Source organism: Sphaerisporangium rhizosphaerae (assembly GCF_042665155.1).
GTDB classification, from domain to species: domain Bacteria; phylum Actinomycetota; class Actinomycetes; order Streptosporangiales; family Streptosporangiaceae; genus Sphaerisporangium; species Sphaerisporangium rhizosphaerae.
The window spans coordinates 1-25202 of record NZ_JBHTCG010000016.1; the positions used below are offsets into that span (position 1 = coordinate 1).

Annotated in this window: 19 protein-coding genes and 1 pseudogene; 12 read left to right on the plus strand and 8 right to left on the minus strand. The window is 68.1% G+C overall.

Features of this window, described 5'->3' with window-relative positions; all coding sequences use genetic code 11:
* Window positions 1-217: hypothetical protein (locus ACFQSB_RS22915; RefSeq protein WP_380828954.1), on the minus strand; the 217-nt coding region annotated here is incomplete at its 3' end.
* Between the two features lie 1546 nt (window positions 218-1763).
* On the opposite strand from ACFQSB_RS22915, the gene ACFQSB_RS22920 reads away from it, so the two are divergent.
* The 9 genes from ACFQSB_RS22920 (at window position 1764) to ACFQSB_RS22960 (ending at window position 14732) form a co-directional block, all read left to right on the plus strand.
* The gene (locus ACFQSB_RS22920; protein ID WP_380828955.1) at window positions 1764-2057 is read left to right on the plus strand and encodes a cellulose binding domain-containing protein; all 294 of its coding nucleotides are present in this window, start codon (window positions 1764-1766) and stop codon (window positions 2055-2057) included.
* Between the two features lie 423 nt (window positions 2058-2480).
* Window positions 2481-4169, plus strand: a complete 1689-nt coding sequence (locus ACFQSB_RS22925) for a cellulose binding domain-containing protein (RefSeq protein ID WP_380828957.1) — start codon at window positions 2481-2483, stop codon at window positions 4167-4169.
* Window positions 4170-5107: 938 nt separating this feature from the next.
* On the plus strand, window positions 5108-6715 hold the full coding sequence (locus ACFQSB_RS22930; protein ID WP_380828959.1) for an ABC transporter substrate-binding protein: 1608 nt from the start codon (window positions 5108-5110) through the stop codon (window positions 6713-6715).
* 71 nt (window positions 6716-6786) lie between these two features.
* Window positions 6787-7647: an ABC transporter permease gene (locus tag ACFQSB_RS22935; RefSeq protein WP_380828960.1), complete on the plus strand. Its 861-nt coding sequence runs from the start codon at window positions 6787-6789 to the stop codon at window positions 7645-7647.
* Window positions 7644-8606, plus strand: a complete 963-nt coding sequence (locus tag ACFQSB_RS22940) for a carbohydrate ABC transporter permease (protein WP_380828961.1) — start codon at window positions 7644-7646, stop codon at window positions 8604-8606. The genes ACFQSB_RS22935 and ACFQSB_RS22940 overlap by 4 nt, the downstream gene beginning before the upstream one ends.
* A gap of 8 nt (window positions 8607-8614) precedes the next feature.
* On the plus strand, window positions 8615-9646 hold the full coding sequence (locus tag ACFQSB_RS22945; protein ID WP_380828963.1) for a LacI family DNA-binding transcriptional regulator: 1032 nt from the start codon (window positions 8615-8617) through the stop codon (window positions 9644-9646).
* 116 nt (window positions 9647-9762) lie between these two features.
* Window positions 9763-11772, plus strand: a complete 2010-nt coding sequence (locus ACFQSB_RS22950; RefSeq protein WP_380828965.1) for a beta-galactosidase — start codon at window positions 9763-9765, stop codon at window positions 11770-11772.
* Window positions 11773-11828: 56 nt separating this feature from the next.
* A complete protein-coding gene (locus ACFQSB_RS22955) occupies window positions 11829-13298 on the plus strand; it encodes a glycoside hydrolase family 43 protein (RefSeq protein WP_380828966.1) in 1470 nt (489 codons plus the stop codon).
* Between the two features lie 390 nt (window positions 13299-13688).
* Window positions 13689-14732 carry a LacI family DNA-binding transcriptional regulator gene (locus tag ACFQSB_RS22960; RefSeq protein WP_380828968.1) on the plus strand — a complete coding sequence of 348 codons (1044 nt, stop codon included), beginning with the start codon at window positions 13689-13691 and terminating at the stop codon, window positions 14730-14732.
* Window positions 14733-14787: 55 nt separating this feature from the next.
* Here the strand turns inward: ACFQSB_RS22960 and ACFQSB_RS22965 are convergent, their stop codons facing one another.
* On the minus strand, window positions 14788-15633 hold the full coding sequence (locus ACFQSB_RS22965; RefSeq protein WP_380828969.1) for a helix-turn-helix transcriptional regulator: 846 nt from the start codon (window positions 15631-15633) through the stop codon (window positions 14788-14790).
* A gap of 60 nt (window positions 15634-15693) precedes the next feature.
* On the opposite strand from ACFQSB_RS22965, the gene ACFQSB_RS22970 reads away from it, so the two are divergent.
* Together ACFQSB_RS22970 and ACFQSB_RS22975 are read left to right on the plus strand one after the other, a co-directional pair.
* Window positions 15694-16509 carry a phytanoyl-CoA dioxygenase family protein gene (locus tag ACFQSB_RS22970; RefSeq protein WP_380828970.1) on the plus strand — a complete coding sequence of 272 codons (816 nt, stop codon included), beginning with the start codon at window positions 15694-15696 and terminating at the stop codon, window positions 16507-16509.
* A complete protein-coding gene (locus ACFQSB_RS22975) occupies window positions 16506-16817 on the plus strand; it encodes a hypothetical protein (RefSeq protein WP_380828972.1) in 312 nt (103 codons plus the stop codon). Before ACFQSB_RS22970 ends, ACFQSB_RS22975 begins: the two co-directional genes overlap by 4 nt.
* Window positions 16818-16872: 55 nt before the next feature.
* On the opposite strand, the gene ACFQSB_RS22980 is transcribed toward ACFQSB_RS22975, so the two are convergent.
* The 6 genes and pseudogenes from ACFQSB_RS22980 to ACFQSB_RS23005 all read right to left on the minus strand — a co-directional run.
* Window positions 16873-18327, minus strand: a complete 1455-nt coding sequence (locus ACFQSB_RS22980) for an endo-1,4-beta-xylanase (protein WP_380828973.1) — start codon at window positions 18325-18327, stop codon at window positions 16873-16875.
* Between the two features lie 466 nt (window positions 18328-18793).
* A complete protein-coding gene (locus ACFQSB_RS22985; protein ID WP_380828974.1) occupies window positions 18794-19015 on the minus strand; it encodes an RICIN domain-containing protein in 222 nt (73 codons plus the stop codon).
* Between the two features lie 61 nt (window positions 19016-19076).
* The gene (locus tag ACFQSB_RS22990) at window positions 19077-21017 is read right to left on the minus strand and encodes an alpha-L-fucosidase (protein ID WP_380828976.1); all 1941 of its coding nucleotides are present in this window, start codon (window positions 21015-21017) and stop codon (window positions 19077-19079) included.
* A 271-nt stretch (window positions 21018-21288) separates the two neighbouring features.
* Entirely contained in the window at window positions 21289-22869 is a 1581-nt protein-coding gene (locus tag ACFQSB_RS22995; protein WP_380829138.1) for a cellulase family glycosylhydrolase, read from the minus strand.
* Between the two features lie 4 nt (window positions 22870-22873).
* Window positions 22874-23047 (minus strand): hypothetical protein, encoded by a 174-nt coding sequence (locus ACFQSB_RS40465; protein WP_417774569.1) that lies wholly within the window; start codon window positions 23045-23047, stop codon window positions 22874-22876.
* Window positions 23048-23103: 56 nt separating this feature from the next.
* Window positions 23104-23460 (minus strand): annotated as a pseudogene (locus tag ACFQSB_RS23005) (cellulose binding domain-containing protein); the annotation flags it as partial.
* Between the two features lie 482 nt (window positions 23461-23942).
* Between ACFQSB_RS23005 and ACFQSB_RS23010 the strand changes: the two are divergent.
* Window positions 23943-25010: a LacI family DNA-binding transcriptional regulator gene (locus ACFQSB_RS23010; protein ID WP_380828977.1), complete on the plus strand. Its 1068-nt coding sequence runs from the start codon at window positions 23943-23945 to the stop codon at window positions 25008-25010.
* Window positions 25011-25202 lie beyond the last annotated feature (192 nt).

The following is a 25202-nucleotide window of genomic DNA, read 5'->3' on the forward strand; positions in this document are numbered from 1 at the left end:
GCAGAATGTAGCTGCGATTCTTGCCGCTGGTCGTGATCGACCTCGTACCGCTGGTCAGCGTCGGGGCCTTGCCGCATCCGGCGGTCGCCGCGGCGACGCTCGCGCCCGCCGCCTTCGTCGCTCCGTCTTGGCCTTCGCTCAGCGCCGCGCGGCCGGTGGCCAGCACGAGAAGCGCCGCGACCGCGACGGCCCCTAAGAACGATCTGTGTCTTGACATCGTGTAACTCCTTCTGCCGTTCTCCTTGAGCCGGGCTTTGTTCGATCGCAGGGCGGCCAGGGGCGCGCTAGCCCGCACCGCAGGTCGCGCCGTTGAGCGTGAACGCGGTGGGCTTACCGGTGTCGCCGGTGTGGGTGGCCTGACACGGCGGCGCCGGCACGCTCCGGTGTTGAAGGTGAATAAAGGTCATTAGTTCTCCTATGCGACTAAATGGACGAATGACTGTTAGCGCTAACATCGCATTCGTATCGCTGGCCGGATGAGTTGAGAAAGCATGCGTGCAGGAGAAAAGCTTGCGGCGTAAAGCGGCTGAGGTCTCATGCTTCGTCGGCTGGAGCAGAGGATCGCCTCGACGGTCGAGATGCGTCGTTACCGACGACATCCACCTCAGCCAACCGGCACTCTGGTGATAGGCGTGTGCGGCGGAGCCAACACGACACGGCGGAGTTCCGTCAAGGTCCGGGCTGCTGCTCTGTGTCGGCTGAGGGCTGGCGGGTGTGCTCCTATCTGCCGCTACAAGGACGAGTTCGGGTACATTCGCATGTTGCGGTAGTGAAACTTTCAGTAACGTAACCAACGGTCAACGTTACGTTTCGGGCCGGAAGGTCGGTTCGGGATGGTCTTCGTGGTGGTTGTCGCCATCCGCATCGGCATCAGGCCTGGCAGAGCCGGGTGAGGCCCAACTTGAAACGATCAGTGTGTGGGCTGACGCGTTCGCGGCGTTTCGCACCAAGTCCTCACGCGGTGACGATTCAGTCGTTACCGCCGGGTGATGGCCGGTCGGTGGCGTAGGTTTGCGGCGTGGTCTCGGGGCCGGCGGTGACGGCCGATCTGCTCGCAGGGTGTCGATCACGAGAGCACCCGCTCGGCGGTATGGGGCGACGCTTTGCCGGATCGCCATTTCACGGGTTCAATCGCAAGGTCCGCCGCTGCGCGATCCAGCCTGAAGAACGCCCGATAGCTGCACCCTGGTGAGCGTCACCGTCTCGTGGGGAGCTGCGACCTGAGCACCGGATTGAGGTGGCGCCCGAGTCGGCGAGAATGGCCTGGTAGCGTCAAGTCCCGGGCCGATCTGCAATCACGGAGCCGAGGCACAGCCACAGAATGCCGACCTGAAATTTTCACGGTTCGGCGAGGCATTCATACAGTTCGTCTACACGCGAGCCCGCTTAGCGCTTGACCTCTGCTGTAGGCCGAACCACACTCCGCTGGAGTGTCACCCCGCGCGACCGGCTGAGCGGTCCGCATCCCTCGCGCACGCATGCCCTTTCATGCGATGCATCAACGCCAACAAACTTACCGGAGCTGATCAGGGCCTAAAAAGTGATCGATCACATGATCAAGGTCCATACAGTGGCGGTGCCGGAGATCGGCGCTGACCGGGGCCAACGGGATCGAGAGGGCGCGCTGAGCGGCACCGACAACTAACAGGAGCAGGTATGACGCAAGATCGGATTGAGCCGGTGAGCGGTGAGCGGAAGGCGCTGAGCCGGAGGAGCGTCCTGACGACGATCGGGGCCGTGCCGGTCATCGCGGCGCCTACACCATGAACAGCTGGAACAACGGCTTCACCGCCGGCATCAGCATCACCAACACCACGGCCTCGACGATCAACGGCTGGACCCTGGCCTTCACCCTGCCCTCCGGCCAGGCCATCACCTCAGGCTGGAACGCCACCTACTCACCCACAAGCGGCCAGGTCAGCGCCCGCAACGTCGACTTCAACGGTACCCTCGCCCCCGGCGCCACCATCGAGATCGGCTTCCAGGCCACCCACACCGGAAACACCGCCGAACCCACCGCCTTCACCCTCAACGGCGTCCCCTGCACCATCGCCTGACCGGTAAGCGAAACACCCCGGCTACCCGCCGTGCCGCGGTCCCGTTCGAAGCACTCGCCGTGTTCTTCGCGAACGTGAGAGTAGCCGGCCGGCCGATCGCTCGACGGTCGTGCCGGCTCAATGAGTGAAAGTTGCACCTGGTGAGCCGCCGTCGGTGCAGTTGGGGTCGCTTGGCCCGTCACGTGCGGGCCGCTCGCTTGACCGGAGGCAGGGGACTCGATCACGCTCCGCTGACCCTGTGCGTCCCGCGCACGCGACTTTCGAGGAGTTCGGATGCCTGGCTTGCTCCGCCGTCGGCGGGCCGTCGTGGCGCTGTTCGCCGCCACGGCCCTGGCCGCTACGGTGATCGGCGCCGTGACGGTCGATACGGCATCGGCGGCTACTACCGCGACCGTGAATGTTAGCGCTAACAATACTCGGGGCGTGATCCCGCCCGCCGGACATGGCGTCAACGTCGCCGTCTATGACGGGAACATGAACCATTCGGCCATACCTGGGCTGCTGCGGGACGCCGGCTTCACCGCCGTCCGCTACCCGGGCGGGTCGTACGCCGACATCTACCACTGGAAGACCAACACGGCCGACGGCGGGTACGTCGCCCCCAACACCGACTTCGACACCTATATCGGCACGGTGCGCTCGGCCGGCGCGCAGCCGGTCGTCATCGCCAACTACGGCACCGGCACCGCGCAGGAGGCGGCAGACTGGGTGCGGTACGCCAACGTCACCAAGGGCTACGGCGTCAAGTACTGGGAGGTCGGCAACGAGGTCTACGGCAACGGCCACTACGGGTCGGGGTGGGAGCAGGACAACCACTCCGACAAGAGCCCGAGAACATACGCCAACAACGTGGTGCAGTACATCTCGGCGATGAAGGCCGTCGACTCCACCATCAAGGTGGGCGTCGTGCTCACGACCCCGGGGAGCTGGCCGGACGGCATCGTCGGGTCGGGTGACAGCGCCGACTGGAACAACACGGTCATGTCGATCGTCCAGGACAAGGCCGACTTCGTCATCGTCCACTGGTACCCGGGCGCCTCCTCGGCGGCCGACAGCCTGACCAAGGTGTCGCAGATCTCGACGATCACCGGCTCGCTCCGCTCCCTGATCTCCAGATACGCCGGAAGCCGGGCCTCTTCCATCGGAATCGCGGTCACCGAGCTGAACCCGAGCTACCAGCTCAACAGCGCCACCGCCGCGTTGTTCGCCACCGACAGCTATCTGACCTGGTTCGAGAACGGGGCGATGAACCTGGACTGGTGGAATCTCCACAACGGGACCAGCCAAAGCCCCGGCAGGAACGACGACGGGACCGTCGACTACCACGACGAGGGCATCCTGTCCTCCGGCGCCTCCGGTGAGCCGGCGACCAACACGCCGTTCTCGCCGTACTACGGCCTGGCCATGGTCGGCAAGGCCGGATCCCCGGGTGACACGCTCGTGCAGGCCTCCTCGTCCAACGCGCTGCTCGCCGCGCACGCGGTGAAGACCTCCAGCGGCCTGAACGTCGTGCTGGTCAACAAGGACCTCAACAACTCCACCACGGTCTCGCTGTCCTACTCGGGGTTCTCTCCCGGCGGCAGCCCGACCATCGTGCAGTGGCAGAAGGGGAACACCTCGATCAGCACCACCACCGGTTCCTCGGCGACGTCGATCACCCTTCCCCCGTACTCCATCACCGTCCTGAAGGCCGGCGGGGGCGGCCCCAGCCCGACACCCACGCCCACCCGGACGCCGACGCCGACCCCCACGCCGACGCCGACCCCCACGCCGACCCCCACGCCGACCCCCACGCCGACTCCGAGCTCGGGACAGGGGTGCACGGCCACGTACAAGGTGGTCAACTCCTGGCAGGGCGGGTTCCAGGGCGAGGTGACCGTGACCGCGAACCGGGCGGTGACCGGGTGGGCGGCCGCCTGGCGTTACGCCAACGGCCAGACGATCACCCAGCTCTGGAACGGCACCCTCAGCCAGTCCGGAGCCGCCGTCACCGTGGGGAACGCGGGCTACAACGGCACTCTGAGCTCCGGCGCCTCCACCACCTTCGGCTTCACCGGAACCGTCAACGGGACCAACGCCGTCCCTTCGCCCATCACCTGCACCGCGAGCTGAGCCGGCCGCGATGACGCCAGGCCCCGCCGTCGGAACCTTCCGAGGCGGGGCCCCGCGTTCTCGCCGTACGCGCCGGCCCGGTCGCCATAGAAGATCAACGCCGGTCGACGCTGGAATCGCTTTCACGCGTGGCGGCCGGCGCGGCGTCCCATCGGCCGCCGCGCCGGCCGCCACCCCGGCCGTCGTCGGCCTTGCTCGGTCGCATAGTCGGCGGCGGCGCTGCGCACACCCCACCGAGCCCATGCGCCTCGGTGATGTCGATCCCGCCGCCCTCCGCGAATACCTGGCCGGCAGGACAGCCGACCAAGCCGACTCCACGGAACCCGAGGCACATCAGAGCATCCATCAATCCCGGCGCGGATCCGCGCTGCCGGAGCCGTGCCGCCGAAATCTGTGAATCGGTTCGACGCGTCGTTTCGCACTGGCGCCGTGTCTGCACCTGTCGCGTCCTCGTAGGTCACCGCCCTGCAGGGCTGATTTGTAGTGTCGTGGTCGCTCTTGAGCCCGGAATGGCCGGCAGCCTCCGTCAACGGTCATTGCCACGCCGGCCCACTGAAACTTTCAAGAAACACGCCAGGTCGCGCGGTCGCGCCCCATGGATCACATGTCCGAGCAGTGGACGGACTTCGGCAAGGACCTTACGTCCTACCTTCTGCGGGACATGTTCGCAGATCAGCGGCGGGTGGAGATGTTGAGCTCATGGGTCCGACCTCTGAAGGCTCGGTGGGAGGGGGTTGGCGGAGCGCGTCGACGCTGTCACGAGCCCGCTGGGGTGTCAACGATCAGCAGAGAGAAACTTTCGCACAAAGTTGCCCTTGTGTCGCTGTGAAACATGTCATTAGTCTCGCGGCAACATAGAAGCGCTTCGACGACCTCGAAGGGTGGATCCCCCCATGCGACTCGAGTTGAATCGCAGAGCCTTCATCGGTGCCGCGGCTATGGCTCCGCTGCTCGCCGCCTGCAGCGGCGCACCCCGGCAGAAGACCGGAACGAACACCAAGACGGGACTGCAGGCGGCGCTTCCGGCCCATGTGCCCAGCACCGCCGTCACGCCGGACATTCCGTCAGTGACGGGGGGCACGGGAGCGGCGACCGATCCCGGCTTTCTGAAGTACCCGTCCAACCGGATCGCCACCGTCAGCGGAGTTCCGGGCAAGGGCGGTGTCTACACCGCCGTCACCCCGCTCTGGGGAACGGTGCCGCCGGCGGGGAACTCCTTCTACGAGGCCGTCAACAAGGCCCTGGGCGTCACGCTCACCATGAAGCCCGCTGACGGCAACAACTACGCCACCATCATCCCGACGATGGCCGCCGCCAAGCGGCTACCCGACTGGATCCAGCTGCCGAACTGGTGGAACTCCAACTTCAACCTCGGCGGACTGGCCGGAACCCAGCTCGCCGACCTGACGCCCTACCTGGCCGGCGACAAGATCAAGAAATATCCCAACCTCGCCGCCCTTCCCACCGGCGCGTGGCAGGCCGGCGCGTGGGGCGACAAGCTCTACGGCATCCCCGGCTTCTCCACGGGTTTCGCCGTCCCCGGCGCCATCTTCTACCGGCGCGACGTCTTCGACGCGAAGGGCATCACCGCCGACCAGGTCAAGTCCGCCGACGACCTGATGAACCTGGGCAAGGAGCTGACCGACGCCAAGCGCGGCGTGTGGGCCTTCGACGATGTGTGGACCTACCTCTCCATCGCCTGGAACATCCCCTCGGGCTGGGACGTCCAAGGCGGCAAGCTGGTCCACAAGTACGAGCTGCCGCAGTTCCTCGAGGCACTCGACTGGCACTACAGGCTGGCGAAGGCCGGATACCTCCACCCGGACGCGATCGCCGGCCGGGAGGACGCCACCCGCTTCTATGCGGGAAAGGTGCTGATGCACGGTGGCGGTCTCGGCACGTGGAACCTGACCGACCATCAGTCGGGCACCGCCGCCGACAAGAACTACCGCCGCGGCACCTTCGACTACATCGCCGCCGACGGCGCGAGCCGGCCCCGCATGTTCATGGGCGCCTCCACGAGCATGATCAGCTACCTCAACATCAACCTCAAGCCGGCGCAGATCGAGGAGTTGCTGGCGGTGGCCAACTACCTGGCCGCTCCGTTCGGCTCTACTGAGTACACGCTGGTCAACTACGGTGTCGAAGGCGTCCATCACACGATGAAGGACGGGGTGCCGACCGCGACCGAGGACGGCAAGAAGTTCGTCCAGGCGCAGACCTTCCCTTTCCTGGCCTCGCCGCCCTCGGTGCTCAGCAACCCCGGCGTCGACTCCATCACCAGGGACTACGCCGCCTGGGAGGCCGCCAATGTCAACGCTCTGTACAAGCCGGTCTTCTGGAACATGAACATCAGCATGCCTCGGCAACTGGCGTCGGCCAGTGCCGCGCAGGCGGTCGAGGACACCATCAAGGACTGCTACCACGGCAAGAAGAAGCCCTCCGACGTGCAGGCCGCCATCGCCACCTGGAAGGCCGGCGGCGGTGACCGGCTCAAGCAGTGGATGACCGACAACGTGCTGAACAAGTACGGCACGGGTCAGTGAGCACGCCCGGCCCGCTGAGAGCGTCTCTGACATTGCGGGAGAAGCTGCGGCGCGACCGGACCGTGCTGATCATGGTTGTACCCGCGGTGCTCCTACTGCTGATCTTCAACTATGTCCCGATGGTCGGGGTCGTCACCGCCTTCCAGTACTACGACCCACTGATCGGGATCTGGAGCAGCGACTGGGCCGGCTTCGAGCAGTTCCGCGCGATCTTCGCGGACCCGTTGTTCTGGGGCGCGCTGAACAACACGCTGTACCTGAGCTTCGTCTCTCTGGTCCTGTTCTTCCCCGTCCCGATCGGGCTGGCGATCCTGCTCAACTCGGTTCTCGGCGAGCGGGTGCGCAACTTCATCCAGTCCGTCGTCTATCTGCCGCACTTCTTCTCATGGGTGCTGGTCATCACGGTCTTCCAGCAGATGCTGGGCGGCGCCGGCGCGCTCAACCAGTTCCTGCGCTCGCACGACCTGCAGACCTGGGACGTGATGACCAACGCGGACACCTTCGCGCTGCTGGTCACCTTCCAGGGCGTGTGGAAGGAGGCCGGCTGGGGGATCATCGTCTTCCTGGCCGCGCTGGCCGCCATCGACCCCGGCCTCTACGAGGCGTCGGCCGTGGACGGCGCCGGGCCCTTCCGGCGGATGTGGCACATCACCTTGCCCGGCCTGCGTGGAGTGATCGTGCTGATGCTGGTGCTCAGGCTCGGTGGAGCGCTCTCGGTCGGCTTCGAACAGTTCCTCATCCAGCGCGCGGCGGTCGGCCATGAGGCCGCGGAGGTGCTCGACACCTATTCCTTCTACTACGGCATCTCCACGGGCAACTACAGCTTCGGCGCGGCGGCCGGTCTCTTCAAAAGCGTGATCTCCCTCCTGCTCATCTGGGGCGCCAACAAGCTGGCGCATTTCTTCGGCGAGGACGGGTTGTACCGGAAATGACCAAGGTGTTCACCATCGAAAGAGGCAGGACCGCCGCAGCGGCGACTCCCCGGGTACGGAGGACCTCACGCCCGCCCTGGCAGGAACCCCCGACCATCACCGGTCGATCCGCCAAGGGCGTCACCCTCGGTGGTGTCCTGGCGCTCGTGCTGGGCCCCCTGTGGATCATCGTGGTGACCAGCCTGTCCACACCCGGCGCCATCAACCGGGCCGGCGGCTTGGTGGTCTGGCCGGACGGCCTGAGCCTTCAGGCCTACCGGGAGATGCTGACCGACCCCACCGTGCGCACCGCACTGGTGGTGAGCCTCGGCATCACCGTGATCGGCACGGCGCTGTCCATGGTCGTGTCCATCCTGTGCGCCTACGGCCTGTCCCGGCCGCACTCCCTCGGGCACCGCTTCGTCCTGGTGCTGCTGATCGTCACGATGTTCGTCGGCGGTGGCCTGATCCCCACCTTCCTGGTCGTGACCGGGTTGGGCGGCTACGGCCAGTGGTGGGCGCTGATCCTGCCGGGTGCGGTCTCGGTCTTCAACATCCTGGTGCTCCGCTCCTTCTACGCCGAGACCTCCGGCGACCTGATCGACGCGGCCAGGATGGACGGGGCGGGAGACTGGCGCATTCTCCGGTCCGTCGTGCTGCCCACCTCGCGGGCGGTGACCGCCGTGATCGCGTTGTTCTACGCCGTCGGCTATTGGAACTCCTTCTTCAACGTCATGCTCTACATGCCGACGGAGAGCGAGAAGTGGCCGCTGCAGTACGTGCTGCTGACCTACGTCAATCGTGGCGTCGGCCTGCCTGGCACGGTCAACTCCGGCTTCGGCATGGCACACGCGCAGACCGCTCCTCTGTCGCTGCAGATGGCGGTGGTGGTGCTCACCCTGGTGCCGCTCCTGATCGTCTACCCCTTCATGCAGAAGCATTTCCGCACCGGTGTGCTGACGGGCGCCATCAAGGGATGAACCGTACGGTGACCATACGCGATGTGGCCAGGGCGGCGGGCGTCTCCACGAGCACGGTCAGTTACGTGCTCAGCGGCAAGCGCCCGGTGTCCGCCGAGACCAGGCGCCGCGTCGAGCATTTCGTGGCCGAGCTCGGATATCACCCCCACGCCGGCGCCCGGGCGCTGGCCAGTAAACGCTCGCACATCATTGCGCTGGTGGTGCCATTGCGCACCGACGTGTATGTGCCGGTGATGATGGAGATAGCCACCTACGTCACCATGACGGCCCGCAAGCACGGCTACGACGTCTTGCTGATCACCAACGACGAGGGTCCTGACGGGATCCGCCGGCTGGCCGCGAGCGGCCTGGCCGACGGCGTCATCCTCATGGACGTGGAGCTGGGCGACGAACGCATCTCCACCTTGGGCGAGCTGCGCACCCAGACGGTGCTCATCGGCCTGCCCGACGACCCGGCCGGGCTGTCGTGCGTCGACCACGACTTCTCCGCCGCGGGCGCCCTGTGCGTGGATCATCTGGCCGGGCTGGGCCATCGGGAGATCGCTTTCATCGGCTACGGTACCGGCATCTACCGGCGGCGCGCGGGATACGCCGAGCGCACGCTCGCGGGGTTCCGCGCGCGTGCCGAAGAGCTCCGAATGCGGTTTCTGCACAGTTCCTGCGAGGGGACCTACGAGAGCACCGCGGGCGCGCTCGGCCACATCCTGTCCGACCGGCCCGGCACCACCGGTTTCGTGGTGCAGAACGAACGAGCGCTCGGGCCGCTGCTCCACCTGCTGCGGACCCGCGGGCGAATCGTTCCCGACAAGGCGTCGGTGATCGCTCTGTGCCCCGAGCGCCTGGCCGATCAGTATGCGCCGGCCCTCACGGCGGTCACCGGTGCCGCGAAAGAGCTCGGCCGCATCGCCGTCGAACAGGTCATCTCACGCATCTTCGCCTCCGTGCGCGGCCGGCGACCGGACGACGCACTCGTGCTGCTCGCCCCCACGCTGACCGTCCGCGAGAGCACCGGTCCCGTCCGTCTCAGCGATCCCTCTTAGGAGCACCTCCGCATGCCCCCGCATCCCCGTTCTCCCAGGCCGGTGCCCACGCCTGCCGAGCGCGTCCCGCTCTTCCCACGCGACGGCGCGCGGCTTCGCACCCTCCAGGAGCAGGCATGACCGCAGACAGACTGACCGCCCGGCTCGGCGGCCTCGCCTTCGGCGGCGACTACAACCCCGAACAGTGGGATGAGCCCGTCTGGAAGCAGGACGACGATCTGATGCGCGTGGCCGGAGTCAACCTGGCCACGGTGGGGGTCTTCTCGTGGGCGCTACTGGAGCCGGAGGAGGGACACTACGATTTCGCCTGGCTCGACGCCCACATCCAGCGCCTGCATGCCAACGGAGTCGCCGTCGACCTGGCCACGCCCACGGCTTCCCCGCCGCCCTGGTTCACCTTGGCCCACCCCGACGCCCTGCCGGTGGGACCGGACGGCGCCCGCCTCACCCACGGCAGTCGTGACACCTACTGCCTGGCCGCTCCGGCCTACCGGAAGGCCTCCCGCCGCATCGCCGCCGCGCTCGCGCAGCGTTTCGGTGACCACCCGGCGGTCGTCCTGTGGCACGTGCACAACGAGTACGCCACGTTCTGCTGGTGCGACCACGCCGCCGCCGCCTTCCGCAGATGGCTGCGGGCCCGGCACGGCTCGCTCGAAGCCCTCAACGAGGCGTGGGGGACGGCGTTCTGGAGTCAGCACTACACCTCCTGGGAGCAGGTGCTGCCGCCGCGGGCCACCCAGTGGCATCGCAATCCCGGCCAGTGCCTGGACTACCACCGCTTCTGGTCCGACGAGGTCGTGGCCGCCTACAGGGAGCAGCGTGATGCCATCCGCGCGCACAGCGACCGGCCGGTGACCACCAATCTGATGCTCCCCGCGTATCAGAACCTGGATCTGTGGGCCTTCGGTCGCGAGGTCGATCTGGTCGCCATCGACCATTACCCCAGCGCGCCCGGCATGGGGGCCGCCGCCGACACCGCCTTCGGCGCCGACAGGGCCCGGTCCCTGGCGGGGGGCCGCCCGTGGCTGCTGATGGAACAGGGCACCAGCACCGTGTACGACACCGACCGGGTCCTGACCAAGGAGCCGGGGGACATGCTGCGGCACACCCTCGGCCACATCGCCCGCGGCTCGGAGGGCGCCCTGTTCTTCCAGTGGCGCCAGTCCCGCGCGGGAGCCGAGCAGTGGCACTCGGCGATGGTCCCGCACGCGGGAGCCGACAGCCGGATCTTCCGTGAGGTCCGGGCCCTCGGCGAAGCGGTCGCCCGCCTGGGCGAACTCGCGGGCTCGACCGTCACCGCTCAGGCGGCCGTCCTCCACGACGCCGACGCCTGGTGGGCCATGGACGGCGACGGCCTGCCCTCGCCGGATCTCGACTACCATGACGCACTGCGCCGCGCGCATCAGGCTCTGTGGGAGAACGGCGTCACCGCCGACCTCGCCCACCCCGCACACGATCTGGGCCGCTACCGGCTCGTCATCGCCCCCGCCCTGTACCTGCTCTCCGACGCGGGCGCCGCGAACCTGCGCCGCTACGTCCAGGGCGGCGGGACGCTGCTCGTCCAGCACTTCAGCGGTGCCGTCGACGAGCGCCCGCACGCCCGCCTCGGCGGCTACCCCGCGCCGCCGCTGCGCGAGGCGCTGGGCATCCGTGTCGAGGAGTACCGGCCACTGCGGCGGGACGAGCGGATCGTCCTGTCCGACGGCGCCCGCGCGAGCGTGTGGAGCGAGGCGCTGCGCGCCGAAGGCGCCGAGCTGATCGCGGCCTACACCCACGGCATGCTCGCCGGCGCGCCCGCCCTCACCCGGCACCGCTTCGGCGGCGGCCAGGGTTGGTATCTTTCCACCCGCCTCGACGACACCGGCTACGCCGAACTGATCGCCCGGCTGCTCGGCGAGGCCGGCGTCGCCCCTGAGACGCCCGGCCTGCCGCGCGGCGTCGAAGCCGTCACCCGCCACGCCGCCGACGGCCGCCGCTGGCGGTTCCTGATCAACCACACGGCTCAGGCCGTAGCCCTGCCCTGGCCCGGCCACGACCTGCTGACGGACGGGCCGGTGGACGAACTGCCACCGGGCGGCTGTGCCGTGCTGAGGCAAGAGCCGGATGGGACCGGCAGCTCACCGTGACCCTGTCACCGCTCTGTCGGCAGTGTCGCTTCGTCTCCGATGAAAGGACCCACGGGGTGTCAGACCATGCCCCCAATCCGGTCATCGCCGGATTCCATCCCGACCCCAGCGTCTGCCGCGTCGGCGACGACTACTACCTCGCCTGCTCCAGTTTCGAGTACTTCCCCGGCGTGCCCATCTTCCACAGCCGTGACCTGGTGCACTGGACGCAGATCGGCAACGCGCTGGAGCGGCCCGCCCAGCTGCGCCTGCCCGCCGGCACGTCCTCCTCGGGCGGGGTTTACGCGCCCACGCTCCGCCACCACGACGGCCGGTTCTGGCTGGCCGTCACCAACGTGAGCGACGGCGAAGGCAACCTGCTGTTCACCGCCACGGACCCCGCCGGACCGTGGTCCGACCCGATCCGGCTGTCCGGCGTGCCCGGCATCGACCCCGATCTGGCCTGGGACGAGGACGGCGCCTGCTGGTGCACCTTCGCCGGGATCGGCCAGGTCCGTATCGACCCGTGGACGGGACGGACGGCCGAGGAGCCGCGAAAGCTGTGGTCCGGCACCCCGGGCGCCGCCGCCCCGGAGGCGCCGCACCTCTACCGGATCGGCGAGTACTGGTACCTGCTCATCGCGGAGGGCGGCACCGAGCGCGGCCATGGCGTGTCGGTCGCCCGCGGTCCCGCGCCGGGCGGGCCGTTCGAGCCGTGCCCGGCCAACCCGATTCTGACGCACCGCAGCACCGGCCACCCGATCCAGAACACCGGCCATGCCGATCTCGTCCAGGCCCGTGATGGATCGTGGTGGATGGTCCTGCTCGGAGTACGGCCACGCGGGGGGACTCCCGGCTGGCACGTCCTCGGCCGCGAGACCTTCCTCGCCCCGGTGACCTGGGTGGACGGCTGGCCCGTCGTCGGCGAGCTCGTCTCCGGCGCACCGGCCGGATCCGGTGCGGTGAGCAGGGACGACTTCGACCTCGCCGAACTTCGGCCGTACTGGATCTCCGTGCGAAGCCGGTCGGCGGACTCCTGCACCACGAAGGAACGGCCCGGCTGGCTGACCCTCCGTGCACGAGGCGCATCCCTGGACGACGCCGACGTGGCCTTCCTCGGCCGCCGCGTCCAGCACCTGAGATGGCGCGCACGCACGCTGATCGACCCCACGCGGGGGAGCGGCGGCCTCGCCGTCCGGCTCGACGAGCGACACCACTACGAGATCGAGGCGGCCGACGGGCGGGTGCGCGTCATCGCCCGCATCGGCTCGCTGCGCACCGTGGCGGCCGAGCGGGCGGTGCCCGCCGGGCCGCTGGCACTGGGCGTTCACGCGGACGACCTGCCGCCCAAGGACGCCCGCTCCGGGCCGGACACGCTCTCGTTCGGCATCGAGACCGAGGACGGCGCGTTCACGGTGCTCGCCGCTCTAGACGGCCGTTACCTGTCCACCGAGGTGGCGGGCGGCTTCACCGGCCGGGTGATCGGCATGTACGCCGCGACCGGCGAGGCCCACTTCGACTGGTTCGCCTACGAGGGCAGGCCGTGAACAGCGCCTTCACCGGCCGGTCAGGCGTCGGTCAGCCGAAGTAGCGGGGGCCATGCTCCTCAGAAACCCGGGTGAAAGTTTCTCGCGAAACCGTACTGTCGAACATCCGTTGCGGGAAGCCGTGTCGTACCGGCGCCGAGCGGCCGTGTCGTTGCGCCGAACACGCAGCTTCCCCTGTCCGCGTCGGTGCTCGCGGGCGACTCTGGCCGGTGCCGGAGGACGGGCGCGGGCCTGGGATCAGGCAAGAAACTTTTCCAGGCTTGCTCTATAGTTCCCTTGAGGTGCTGGCTGTGAGCCTGCCGCCCCTCGTCTTTCTGGGCCCGTCGTCCATCTGGGCACGTCGCCGACGGTACGGTTCTCGCGGCCCACCGTGGATGGGGAAGGGTTAACGTGACCGACAACCGAACGGGCGAGCCGGCGGACGAGCAGGACGAACGAGGCGAGGCCCCCGGTTCGGTCACCATCGCCTACATCGCCGAGTCCGCGGGTGTCTCGATCCCCACGGTGTCCAAAGTCCTGAATGGACGGTCGGGAGTCTCGGGGCAGACCCGTGCCCGTGTCGAGGAACTGATCAACCGGTACGGCTACCGCAGACCCTCGGGCAGCCGGGGCAACGTCGTGGAGCTCGTGTTCCGCGAGCTGGAGAACATGTGGGCCGTGGAGATCATCCGCGGCGTCGAGCAGGTGGCCCGCAAGAATCGCGTCGGAGTCATGATCTCGAAGCTCGGCCTCCATGACACGCCCGCGATGTCCATCGACGACACGGTCGGCCGCCGCCCTCGCTGCGTCCTGTCGGTGGCGCAGTTGTCGCCGTCCGAACGCGAGAAGCTGAAGACGAAAGGGATCCCGTTCGTCGTCTTCGATCCGATCGACGAACTGCCGGACGATGTGCCCTTCGTGGGCACCACCAACTGGCGAGGCGGCCAGGCGGCCACCCGCCATCTGCTCGAACTGGGACATCGCCGCATCGCGATGATCAGCGGCCCGGATCATACGTTCTGCCGGGCCCGAACGGCCGGTTATCTCTCCGCACTGGCCACGGCCGGCGTCCCCGCCGATCCCGGGCTCTTGGTCCGCACCCTTCTCACGCGCGAACATGGGAGTGAGGCGGCGCGTGAGCTCCTTTCCAGGCCCGACCGGCCGACCGCGATCTTCGCCGCGAACGACCTGCAGGCGCTCGGCGTCTACCAGGCGGCTCGCGAGCTGGGACTGTCCATCCCCGGGGACCTGAGCGTGGTGGGCTTCGACGATCTCCCGGTCGTGGGATGGGTGGACCCTCCGCTGACCACGGTCCACCAGCCCCTCAGCGAGATGGCGGCCGCGGCCACGGAGCTGGCCCTGGCTCTCGGCCGCGGGGAGCCGACTCAGCAGGTCGGCCTGGAGATCGCGACCACCCTTACGATCCGCGAGAGCACGGCGCCGCCGAAGCACTGAGCCGCCGAGCGGGAGCTCGGTGCGGCACGGCCTGCCGCGAGATGGCCAAGGCGGTCTAGCCAGGGTTGATCGGGGTACCGCCGATGACAGGCTGGGCGGCGCGGACGCTGCGCGGACCGGCCCCGAGTTCGCGGCGGCACGCCTTGTTGAACGCCTGCAGGTCGGGGATGCCGACGGAGAGCGCGACCGCGGGGATGGACAGAGTCGTGGCACGCAGGAAGTGGCGTGCCCGTTCCATGCGGCGGGCACGGAGGTATCCGACCACGGTCTCCCCCGTGGTGGCGCGGAACAGCCGGGTCAGGTGGTTGTGCGAGACGCCCGCGGCCTTCGCGATCTCCGCAACCGTCAGCGGCTCCGCCATCCGGGTCTCTATCAGCGACAGCGCCGTCGCGACCGCGGGGTGAACCGTCCGCGTGCTCCGGGCCTTCGGCGGGGCCAGATGGGCGACCCGCCACAGGGCGGCCCACACCTCGGCGGCCGCTCGTGCCGGAGTGTGCGGCCAGGCGGCCAACGCCTGACGAAGCTGCGCCGTGAGAGCGGCAAGCTCGGCACCCGCGTCCTGGATCACCGGGATGCGGGCCGGCGAGCCGGCCGGCTTCAGGCACAGATGCACGTAGAGGTGCTCGGAGCGCCCCCGGTAGTGATAACGCACCTGCGCGCCGGGCGGAATGAGGCTGACCCGGCCGGGACGGATCAGGTGTGCGGTGCCGTTCAGCGTCAGGTCCGCTTCATAGCTGTAAAGGTGCAACTGCCACAGGTCCGGCAGCGAGAACACGTCCACGTGGCCCGCCGGGCCGTGTACGCCGATGCCGACGGCGGCGAGAGCGGGGGGCTCGTCGAGATGCGCGAGGACGGAGTGCACCGGCATGTTGTACCACGGGCCGCAGATGGTGAGAATCAACCACTTGAGGGTGAACGGGGCCCACCTGATGGGCCGTGGTTCGCGCCTAGAGTGGCGGCCATGAGGAACAGGCAAGCCCTGCTCGGCTCGGTCGAGATGGCGCGCTTCGTGGCGCGCGGGTCACTGCGCCTGGACGCGGTGGTGCCGGCGGAGATGAACGCCGAGGGGCTGGCGGTGCTGGCGGACGGCGTGCCGCAGGTGCCCTTCGGCACGCCCCTGTCAGAGGCTTACGCGGAAGGTTCGTTCGTCCGCCGACTGCTGAGGATTCCGCAGGTCGCGGGGGCGCTGCGCAGCCTGGTGGGCCCTGAGCCGACGGTGGACCACCACTTCGTGCACGTCCGCGAACCCGGCGGCGGGGACGCGCAGCCGCTGCACGGCGACGCCATCATCGACGTCCGGCCGGACGCCTTCGACGTGCAGCTCATGTACTACCCGCAGGCGGTGACGCTGGAGATGGGCGGAACCCTCAGTGTGCCCGGCAGTCACCTGCGCCGGATCAACGAATCCGACACCGGCCGCTATCAGAACCTGCGCGGCCAGGACCGGCTGGTCTGCCCCGCCGGCACGGTGGTGTTTCTGCACCACGGCCTGTGGCACGGCGGCCGGCGCAACTCCAGCGGCGTCGCCCGCTACATGCTCAAGATCCGCTTCAATCCGACGGTGCGTCAGCGGCGCCTGTGGGACACCTCGGACCTGGACGATCCGCGGGTGGTCGCGGAACTGGACGCGACGTTCCCCTGGTACGAGCCGGCGACGGGCCGGCTGGAGCGGTACAACCGCGTCCTGCTCTGGCGGGCGCTGACCGGCGACGACCGTTTCGACATCGACTACTGGGTGACCAGGGTCTCCAACCGCCCGGAAGAGGTCACGGCATGACGGACACGCCGACTCGCACCCCGGTGCTCCGGCAGCAGGTGCTGGTGCTGTATCTGGCCAACTCCGCCCTGGACTCCCATGTCGTCGGCTGGGCGCGGTACGACGGCACGGGCCGTACCTCTCCCACCACAGGCGACAGCGACGAGCCGCCGTACGAGTCGGGGATCGCGGCTCTGCTGGACGGCTGGCGGCTCATCCAGGCCGCTCAGCTGATCCCGCCCTACCCAGGCCACGAATACGATGTCTCCTTCCTTAAGCACGAGTTCTTCTTCGAACGGATCGTCGACGCCCACCCGCTTCCGGTCTGACCGGCGCCGGGCACGTGATGCTTCCGACGCCGGTGAGTGATGTCGCCGACCGGTGTCAGGGGCTGGTGCACGTAGCGGTGGGGGTGGCGGCCGCGCCGTTGGCGGTGAAGCCGAAGGTGGTGGAGGATCCCGCCGCGATGGTGCCGTTGTAGGAGGTGTTGCGGACCGTCACGGTGGAGCCCGATACGGTCTGGGTGCCGTTCCACAGGCTGCTGATGGTCTGTCCGCCGGGCCAGGTCCACTTCACGGTCCAGCCGTTGACCGGCGAACCGCCCGCACGGACGGTCACCGTGGACTGGAACCCGCCCGGCCAGCTGTTGGTGGTCTCGACCGTCGCCGAACACGCCCCCGGAACCGGCGTGGGAGTAGGAGTCGGCGTGGGCGTCGGCGTGGGCGTCGGGGTGGGAGTTGGCGTCGGGGTAGGAGTGGGGGTCGGAGTCGGCGTGGGGGTGGGGGTCGGGGCGCTGTTGAGGGCGTTGAGGGCGGCGTTATAGGCGGGTTTGGGCTGGTAGCTGGCGTCCCACATCATGGGTGCGCCATAGCCGGGGAACGTGCCGGGAATCCAGGTGTGGCCGTCGTCCACGCCCCATTGGGAGACGCCCACGCAGCGGGGGACCGCCAGGCAGGCGTTCACGACCATGCCGTAGTCGGTGCCCTGTTGCTGCAGTTCGGAGTTGTCGGCCGGCATCTGGATGCGGTCGTCGAGCTCGGTGACGGCGACGTCGAGGCCCAGGCCGGCGAAGCGCTGCATGTTCGCCAGCAGGGACGTGGGGACCTGGCCCTCGATGAAGTGGCTCTCGAACCCGATGCCGTTCAGCGGCACGCCCTGGGCCAGAAGCGACTGCGCGAGCGAGTACATACCGTTGCTCTTCGCGTTGACGCCCTCGATGTTGTAGTCGTTGATGTACAGCTTGGCGTTGGGGTCGGCCGCGTGCGCGGTGCGCAGCGCGTCGGCGATGTAGCCGGTGCCCATGGCCTTGTAGAAGACGTCCTGGCGCAGGGTGCCGTCCTCGTTGAACGGTTCGTTCACCACGTCCCAGGAGTAGACCTTGCCCTTGTAGTGGGTGGCCTCGGTGGTGATGTGATTCTCCATCGCGCCCTGCACCTGGTTCGTCGACAGGCTGGTCACCCAGGCGGGAAGCTGGGCGTGCCACACCAGCGTGTGCCCGCGCACCCGCATGCTGTGCGACTGGGCGAAGGACACGATCTGGTCGCCGGCGCCGAAGTTGAACGAGTTGCGGGAGGGTTCGGTGGCGTCCCACTTCATCTCGTTGCCCGGCGTGACCATGTCGAACTGCGCCGCCGCAAGAGCGATCTCGCTGCTGATGCCGAGGTCTCCCCGCGTCAGCGCGGTGCCGAAGTACCGGCCCTTCGCTTCGGCCGCCGCCTTCAAAGTCGTCGCCGCCTCGGCGGGCACGACCGCGCCGATCATCACGACGGCGGTCGCGGCGACGACCGACGCGCCGGCCAGGCGGCGAGAGCCGGGCCGGCGAAAAGAGAATCTGCTCAAGATGTCAGGCCTTTCCATTCTCGAACCGCCGAACCTCCGGCGACCGATTCGTTCCGGAAGCCTTCGCCGGGGCGGCCCTGATTCTCGACTGAATGCTGTTAGCGCTAACAAACGGGTGCCGAGCACTCCATTCTTTCGGCCGGTGAAAGACGCCTGCCACCGGGCCGAAGAGGTCAGGCGTGAGCCGTCAGATGCTAAGAGGGGCGGATCGCGAGCGTCAACGTCGCCAGGTATCGCCGATGCCGAGGAAGTTCAGCCGAGCGAGCCGGCTCCGTACCTCAGCCGGGAGATACGCCGGATATCTGCTCGTACACGTCCGCCCACAAGGCGTGAAATTTTCACCATGTGCGTCGGCCACCTCGCGGCGCCGGGGATTCGAAATAGTTCTTGGAGCGTCCGACCAAGGGGAACTGTATCGGTGGGCCGGCCGAGACGCCGGTGATCGCCGTGCCCCCCTCACCGGGCGTCAGGTGGCGGTGATGGTCCAGAGGTTGTTGGTGCTGGTGTTGGGGGTCCACATGCCGATGGTGGAGCCGGCGGAGGTGTTGCCCATGCCGTCCAGGGCGGTGCCGGTGCCGTGGTTGATGATCTGGTAGCAGGCGGCGGCTGAGTGGTGAGGGCGGCATCTCTCATCTCCCGCGGGTGGCCATGTTGAGGGGACACGGCACCAGCCCGCCGGTCGGGCCATGTGCGCTGGTGGCGTTGACGTCGGCGGCGCCGTGCAGCCCGCGTTGGCCCTGGCAGCAAGATCAGCTGCGGGTCCACTTCTGGTTGTTGCCACCGTGGCAGCTCCAGAGGATCACCTTGGTGCCGTTGGCGGTGCCGGCGGCGTTGGCGTCCAGGCATTTGCCGGACTGCACGCCGGTGATGCTGCCGTCGGTGTTGAGGGTCCACTGCTGGTTGGTCCCGCCGTTGCAGTCCCAGATGACGATCTGGGTGCCGTCCGCCGTCCCCTGGCCGTTGGCGTCCAGGCACTTGTTGCCGTAGACCCTGAGCTCCTTGGCGGAGGTCGGCGTCCACTGCTGGTTGGGTTGGCCGTTGCAGTCCCACAATTGCCCCTGCGCGCCGTTGGCCTGAGAGGCGCCGGCGACGTCCAGGCATCTGGCGGCGTTGACGTTGCGCAATGGACCGGCCGTGACGGAAGGGGTCTTCATCGGCCCGTTGAAGGTCAGTTTCACCACGTACGCCGGCGCCGAGTACGGCCGGCTCGGCATGCCGATGTGCAGGCCGGCGGCGTCCTGGGTGCGGTTGGGCAGGTTGAGGTAGGTGCCGGCGGTGTTGCCGATCAGTTCGGCCTTGCTCAGGTTCGACAGATCCATCCGTCCACCGGCCAGCGAGGCGAGGTTGAGGGTGGAGCCCGGCCAGCCGAGTACGGTGGCGTACAGCACGGTGTCGTCCTTGCTGCGGGTGTAGCGGATGTCCTGTGCCGTGCCGGCCCGTGGCTCCACGAAACTGCCGCCGCCCATCTTGGTCGGCCCTTCGCCGTAGGTGGTCCAGGCGCGCGTGGAGTAGACCGACTCGCCGTTGCGCCGCAGGTAGGTTCCGATGGCGTTCAGCAGGTCCTTCTGTGTCTGCGGGATCGAACCGTCGGCCCTGGGGGAGATGTTGAGCAGCATGTTGCCGTTCTTGCTCACCCGGTCGATCAGCGCATGGAGCAGCGCGGCCGAGCTGTAGTACGAGATCCCGTTGGTGTAGGACCAGGACGGGTTGCTGACGGCGTCGTCGGTCAGCCAGTAGGGATTACGGATGTCGGCGGGGCCGCCGCGCTCGTAGTCGAACATCTCGCCATTGGTGTTGAAGCCGTCCTTGTAGGCGGCGACGACCTCTTTGCCCCACGCGTTGGCCTGGTTGTAGTAGTACGACAGGAAATTGAGCCGCTTGGACTCGTCGACGAGATAGAGGCCGCCGTCCTGCCAGATCATGTCCGGCCGGTACTTGTCGACGACCTCCTTCAGCTTATCGTACCACAGCTGCTGCTCCGCGGCCGAGCCGAGCTGCCCGTACAGTTTCTTCAACGTGGTGGTCGGCTGCGTGGGCACGTGGTCGTAGTAGCCGGTGAAGTTGTACAGATGGTGCAACGTGACCAGGAACTTCAGGTTCTTGGCGCGGATCGCGTCGGCGAACAGCTGCACCAGGTCCAGCTTGGGCCCCCGGGCGACCGAGTTCCACTCGTTGACCTGGCTGTTCCACATGGAGAAGCCGTCGTGGTGCTCGGCGACCGGCCCGGCGAACTTGGCCCCGGAGTCGGCCACCAGCTGCGCCCACGCGCCGGGGTCGAAGTTGCCGCCCTGTGACGTGAGCTTCGGCGCGAACTGCACCCAGTTGCCGGCTTTGTCGCGCGCGCCGTCGATGAAGTTGTTGTACGGCCACGCCGAGGGGTCACCGTAGACGCTCTTGTGGTGGTTGTTCTCGTTCGAGCCGTTGATGTACATGGTGCGGGGGTACCACTCGGTGCCGTACTCAGGCGTGGCGAAGGCACCCCAATGCCAGTAGATGCCGAACTTCGCGTCCTGGAACCACTCCGGAGCGGCCGGATGCTGGTCCACCGACGCCCATGTGGGCTCGTAGACGGCGGGAGCGGCTTCGGCCGTGCCCGTCGCGGAGGGAATCGTGAGCAGGGCCCCGGCGAGCAGAGCGGTACCGGCCAGAGCGGCCCGTCTGCGAAGCCGCGACAGTCTGACGGGGGACATGCCGGCTCCTCGTGACAAGAGTAATCGTATCGATTCGATGGGTGCCGCGATCACGCGCTTGCGTCCGGTGCACCGCATGGACGGGCGGTGCACCGGACGGCGTTCCGCGCCCGATCGCTCAGGCGGTCAGTGCTCTGGCTTCAGCCCGACAGCGAGGTGACAGCCGGAGAACTCGCTCGCAGGAGCCGCCGTCCCCGTGCCGGCGCGGAATCCCGACGGGGTTCGGCGGGTGCCGTGCCCGCATGGCCACGGCACCCGCTCGTGCGGATCGTCAGCCGGTGCCGCCGGTCACGGTGGTGCCGGATTTGGTGATGTAGTACGTGAGCTGCTTTCCACTCCAGAAGTGGAAGGTGAGAGTGACGCGGCCGTCGTTGACCTCGGCGAAGAATTCGGGCTTGAGAAGGATGGTGCCGGCGCTGTAGTCGGGCTGGAAAGAGCTCCAGAACTCCTTGTACGACGTCCAGTTGGCCGGTCCGGCCCCGCTGCCGTCGGCGTACTTGGCCTCCATGGTGGCGAGCTGGTCACCGCGGAACTGGGTGGGAATCGCGAAGGACGACGTCGTTCCGGTGGCGGCGGCCTGCGTGGGGGTGTCGGAGGAGATGATGCTGATCTGCCACGGCGCGCCCTGGGAGAAGCGGGCCTCGATCGTGGCGTTCACCCCGTACGCCCGGTTACCGGCGAGCCGGGTGAGCGCCGCCGACGTGAGCGTCAGCGTCGTGCCCGACACGGTGTAGTCGGTGCCCTGGGCCAGAGCGGTGCTGCCCTGCCGCAACCCCTGGAACGTGGTGCCGTTGAGGTTGAGCGTGAGCGTCCGGCTCGGGATCGTGCCGGTGTGGGGCACGTACACCTGGTCGGAGGAGGCGGTGCCGGAGCGGGTGGTCCAGCTCGCCTTCATCATGTCGAACACGCCCTGGTCCCGCCATCGCAACTGGTTCCTGTCCAGGAACGAGCCCGCGTCCCAGAGCATGGTGGTGAGGTTGCGGGCGCGGGCGTTGTACCCCACGGCCTCGATGTACTTCAGGAACTCGCCGCGCTCGATGATGCCCGGGCGGGTGTAGTCATAGCTGAGCAGTGCCCACTCCCCGATGATCACCGGGATGCCGCGGGAGACGAACGTGGTGCGGACCCGGTCGAACGAGGCGGTCAGGTCCTGCTCGACGTTGCTGTCGTACTTGGTGCCGCCGGCGATGTTCACGCTGAACGGCCACCAGCCGTAGAAGTGGACCGTCGCGGCGAGGTTGGGATCATGCAGAGCGGTGAAGGTGGAGCTCAGCGCGTCCAGGCGGGGCTGTTCGCTGCTGGTGTGCAGCGTGGGCAGCACCAGGACACGGGTGGCGTTGGCTCCGCCGGTCTGGCGGACGAGGCGGACGAACGCGGTGTTGAGCGTGTTGGTCAGCTGATCGCCCTGGGCGTCGTCGGACGTGCCGGCGAACTGCGGCTCGTTGATGCTCTCGAACAGCAGCTTCGGGGAGTAGTCGCGGAAGGTGCCGGCGATCTGGCGCCACAGGGCGGAGTAGCGGTTCATCACCGTCGTGGAGTCGGTGGGATAGGTGTTGATCCACTGCCAGGAGTCGTGGTGCAGGTTGATCAGCACGTAGAGGCCCTCGGCCAGGGACCAGTCGACGACCTGACGGACGCGGCTCAGCCAGGCGGAGTCGATGGTGTAGTCGGGCGCCGCGCCGTGGTGGTTGCTCCAGGTGATCGGGATCCGGATGCTCTTGTACCCCTGGGAGCGCACCTGGTGGAGCATGGCCTGCGTGGTGAGCGGGTTGCCCCACGAGGTCTCGTCGGGGATGGCGTCGAAGGTATTGCCCAGGTTCCAGCCGGGCTGCATGGCGGCCACGGTGGCCATCGCGTCACCCGGCTGCGGCGAGGGTGATGGACTCGGCGATGGCGATGGCGATGGCGATGGCGATGGCGACGGACTGGGCGAAGGTGACGGCGATGGTGACGGACTGGGCGACGGCGTAGCCGACGGTGAGGGACTGGGCGAGGGCGACGGTGAGGGGCCGGCCACTCCGCCGGTGCACTTCACCCCGTTCAGCGTGAAGGACGTCGGCGCGGTGTTGGCGCTGGACCACGACCCGTTGAAGCCGAACGAGACCGTCGCGTTGGTGGCGATGGCCGCGTTCCAGCTCACATTCGCCGCGGTGACCTGCGCTCCGGAGGAGGTGACCGTCGCGTTCCACGCCTGGGTGACCTGCTGGCCCGAGGGGAAGGTCCACGCGAGCTTCCAGCCGTTGATCGGATCACCCAGGTTGTTAACGCTAACATTGGCGGTGAATCCGCCTGGCCACTGTGATGAGACGGTGTAGGTGACGCCGCAACCCGCGGCGGCGTGCGCGCTCACGGCCGTCATCATCCCCGTCGGCACGAGCGCGGTCAGCGCGGCGAGGACCGCGCCGATCCGCAGGCGGACCCCCCGTAAGCTGTGCAGTTTCATTGCTCTCCCTCGATGGCGTCAGCCTTCAACGGCGCCGATCGGCGGTCCCTCGACGAGGAGCGGTCGGCTCCAACCGCCGAACCACCTTGAGTATGGAAAGTTCCTGGCCAAATATCCAGAAACATAAAGTAGGGGTCGACCATGTCTCCGTCCACCCGTCATCGGCGCCGCCGACCTACACGAGCGACCCGGAAACCTCAATCCTCCACCTCGCCCGACCGTCGATCGGTCGGATGACACGATGACCATTGCCTTTGTGGTCGATGCCGGCTTGGCGCCGTTGGATGTGCAGAAAGTTCTGCGCCGAGTCTCTCTGAATGTTTCAAAGCCACTGTGCGCATGACGGCCGCCCCGCGTCCCATCTCGTCCCAGGCCGGCCGACCGGGGTGGATCCTCGACCTGAACGCGCAAGTCGCCGTCGCGGGCGACGGGTTATCCTTGCGCCGTGAACGGGCCTTCGCGCGGTGCTGACCGCGGGGGCGATGACGAAGGGGGCCAGGTTGTCCTACGCCGAGTCGGGCGGACTCGTCAGCGACCCGGAGCACCAGAAAGGCGACCCGACCCGCCCCGTGACCATCTCCTACATCGCGGAGACGGCCGGAGTCTCGATCCCGACCGTGTCCAAGGTCATCAACGGCCGTCCCGGCGTGGCCGCCGACACCCGCGCCCGTGTCGAGGCGCTGGTCAGCGAGTACGGCTACCGCAAGACCAACCGCAGGAACGTGATGGAGCTCGTCTTCGGTGAGCTCGAGGACATGTGGGGCATGGAGATCATCCGCGGCGTCGAGCGGGTGGCCCGTGAACAGCGCGTCGGAGTCGTGCTGACCGAGTTCGGGCCGCCGCAGGACCCGGCGGGACATCCGATCGGCGACACGCTGGCCCGTCGCCCGGCCTGCGTCGTCACGGTCGCCCAACTGTCGCAGGAGCAGCGTGACGAGTTGCGGGCCAAGGACATCCCGTTCGTGGTCTTCGACCCCACGATCGAACTGCCGGACGGCGTCCCGTACGTCGGCGCGACCAACTGGGCGGGAGGCCGGTCGGCGACCCGCCATCTCGTACAACTGGGACATCGCCGCATAGCGATGATCGCCGGACATGACCGGATCCTGTGTTGCCGGGCCCGGCTGGACGGCTATCGCTCGGCCCTTGAGGCCGCGGGCCTGACCGTGGACACCGACCTCGTCGTACGCGCCGAGCTGACCACACAGGGCGGACGTGTGGCCGCGCTCGGCCTGCTGAGCGGACCTGAGCGACCCACTGCGATCTTCGCCTGCAACGACCTGCAGGCGCTCGGCGTCTACCAGGCCGCCCGCGAGCTGGGGCTGCGGATACCGGCGGACGTGAGCGTGGTGGGCTTCGACGACCTGCCCGTCGCCGCGCTCGTCGATCCTCCGCTGACCACCGTCCACCAGCCGCTCGCCGAGATGGCCGCCGCCGCCACCGAGTTGGCGCTCGCCCTGGGGCGTGGTGAGGAGACGCCGCAGACCGGCCTCGAGCTGGCCACGACCCTGACGGTTCGGGAGAGCACCTCCTCGCCGGCCGATCAGTGACCGGCGGGCCCGGCTTCACGGGCTCAGGGCACATCGAGCTGAAACTTTCAGATCGCTGACCGCGAAAATTTCGGTCGAATCGGGGAGCTCTGACCGTCCCTGAGCCGTGATGCGCCGCTGTGGCGCGCTACTTCGGCCGCACCGGGCGACGACCTCACCGCAGCGGGACTCCTTGACACGATGGCGGTCCAC

Bases quoted from the DNA above. Each gene is read 5' to 3' on its own strand.
- ACFQSB_RS22950 (WP_380828965.1), top strand. From the start codon at position 9,763: ATGACCGCAGACAGACTGACCGCCCGGCTCGGCGGCCTCGCCTTCGGC.
- ACFQSB_RS22990 (WP_380828976.1), bottom strand. From the start codon at position 21,017: ATGTCCCCCGTCAGACTGTCGCGGCTTCGCAGACGGGCCGCTCTGGCC.
- ACFQSB_RS22970 (WP_380828970.1), top strand. From the start codon at position 15,694: ATGAGGAACAGGCAAGCCCTGCTCGGCTCGGTCGAGATGGCGCGCTTC.
- ACFQSB_RS22940 (WP_380828961.1), top strand. From the start codon at position 7,644: ATGACCAAGGTGTTCACCATCGAAAGAGGCAGGACCGCCGCAGCGGCG.
- ACFQSB_RS22930 (WP_380828959.1), top strand. From the start codon at position 5,108: ATGGCTCCGCTGCTCGCCGCCTGCAGCGGCGCACCCCGGCAGAAGACC.
- ACFQSB_RS22935 (WP_380828960.1), top strand. From the start codon at position 6,787: ATGGTTGTACCCGCGGTGCTCCTACTGCTGATCTTCAACTATGTCCCG.
- ACFQSB_RS22995 (WP_380829138.1), bottom strand. From the start codon at position 22,869: ATGGCCACCGTGGCCGCCATGCAGCCCGGCTGGAACCTGGGCAATACC.
- ACFQSB_RS22920 (WP_380828955.1), top strand. From the start codon at position 1,764: ATGAACAGCTGGAACAACGGCTTCACCGCCGGCATCAGCATCACCAAC.
- ACFQSB_RS22985 (WP_380828974.1), bottom strand. From the start codon at position 19,015: ATGGCCCGACCGGCGGGCTGGTGCCGTGTCCCCTCAACATGGCCACCC.
- ACFQSB_RS23010 (WP_380828977.1), top strand. From the start codon at position 23,943: ATGACGAAGGGGGCCAGGTTGTCCTACGCCGAGTCGGGCGGACTCGTC.
- ACFQSB_RS22975 (WP_380828972.1), top strand. From the start codon at position 16,506: ATGACGGACACGCCGACTCGCACCCCGGTGCTCCGGCAGCAGGTGCTG.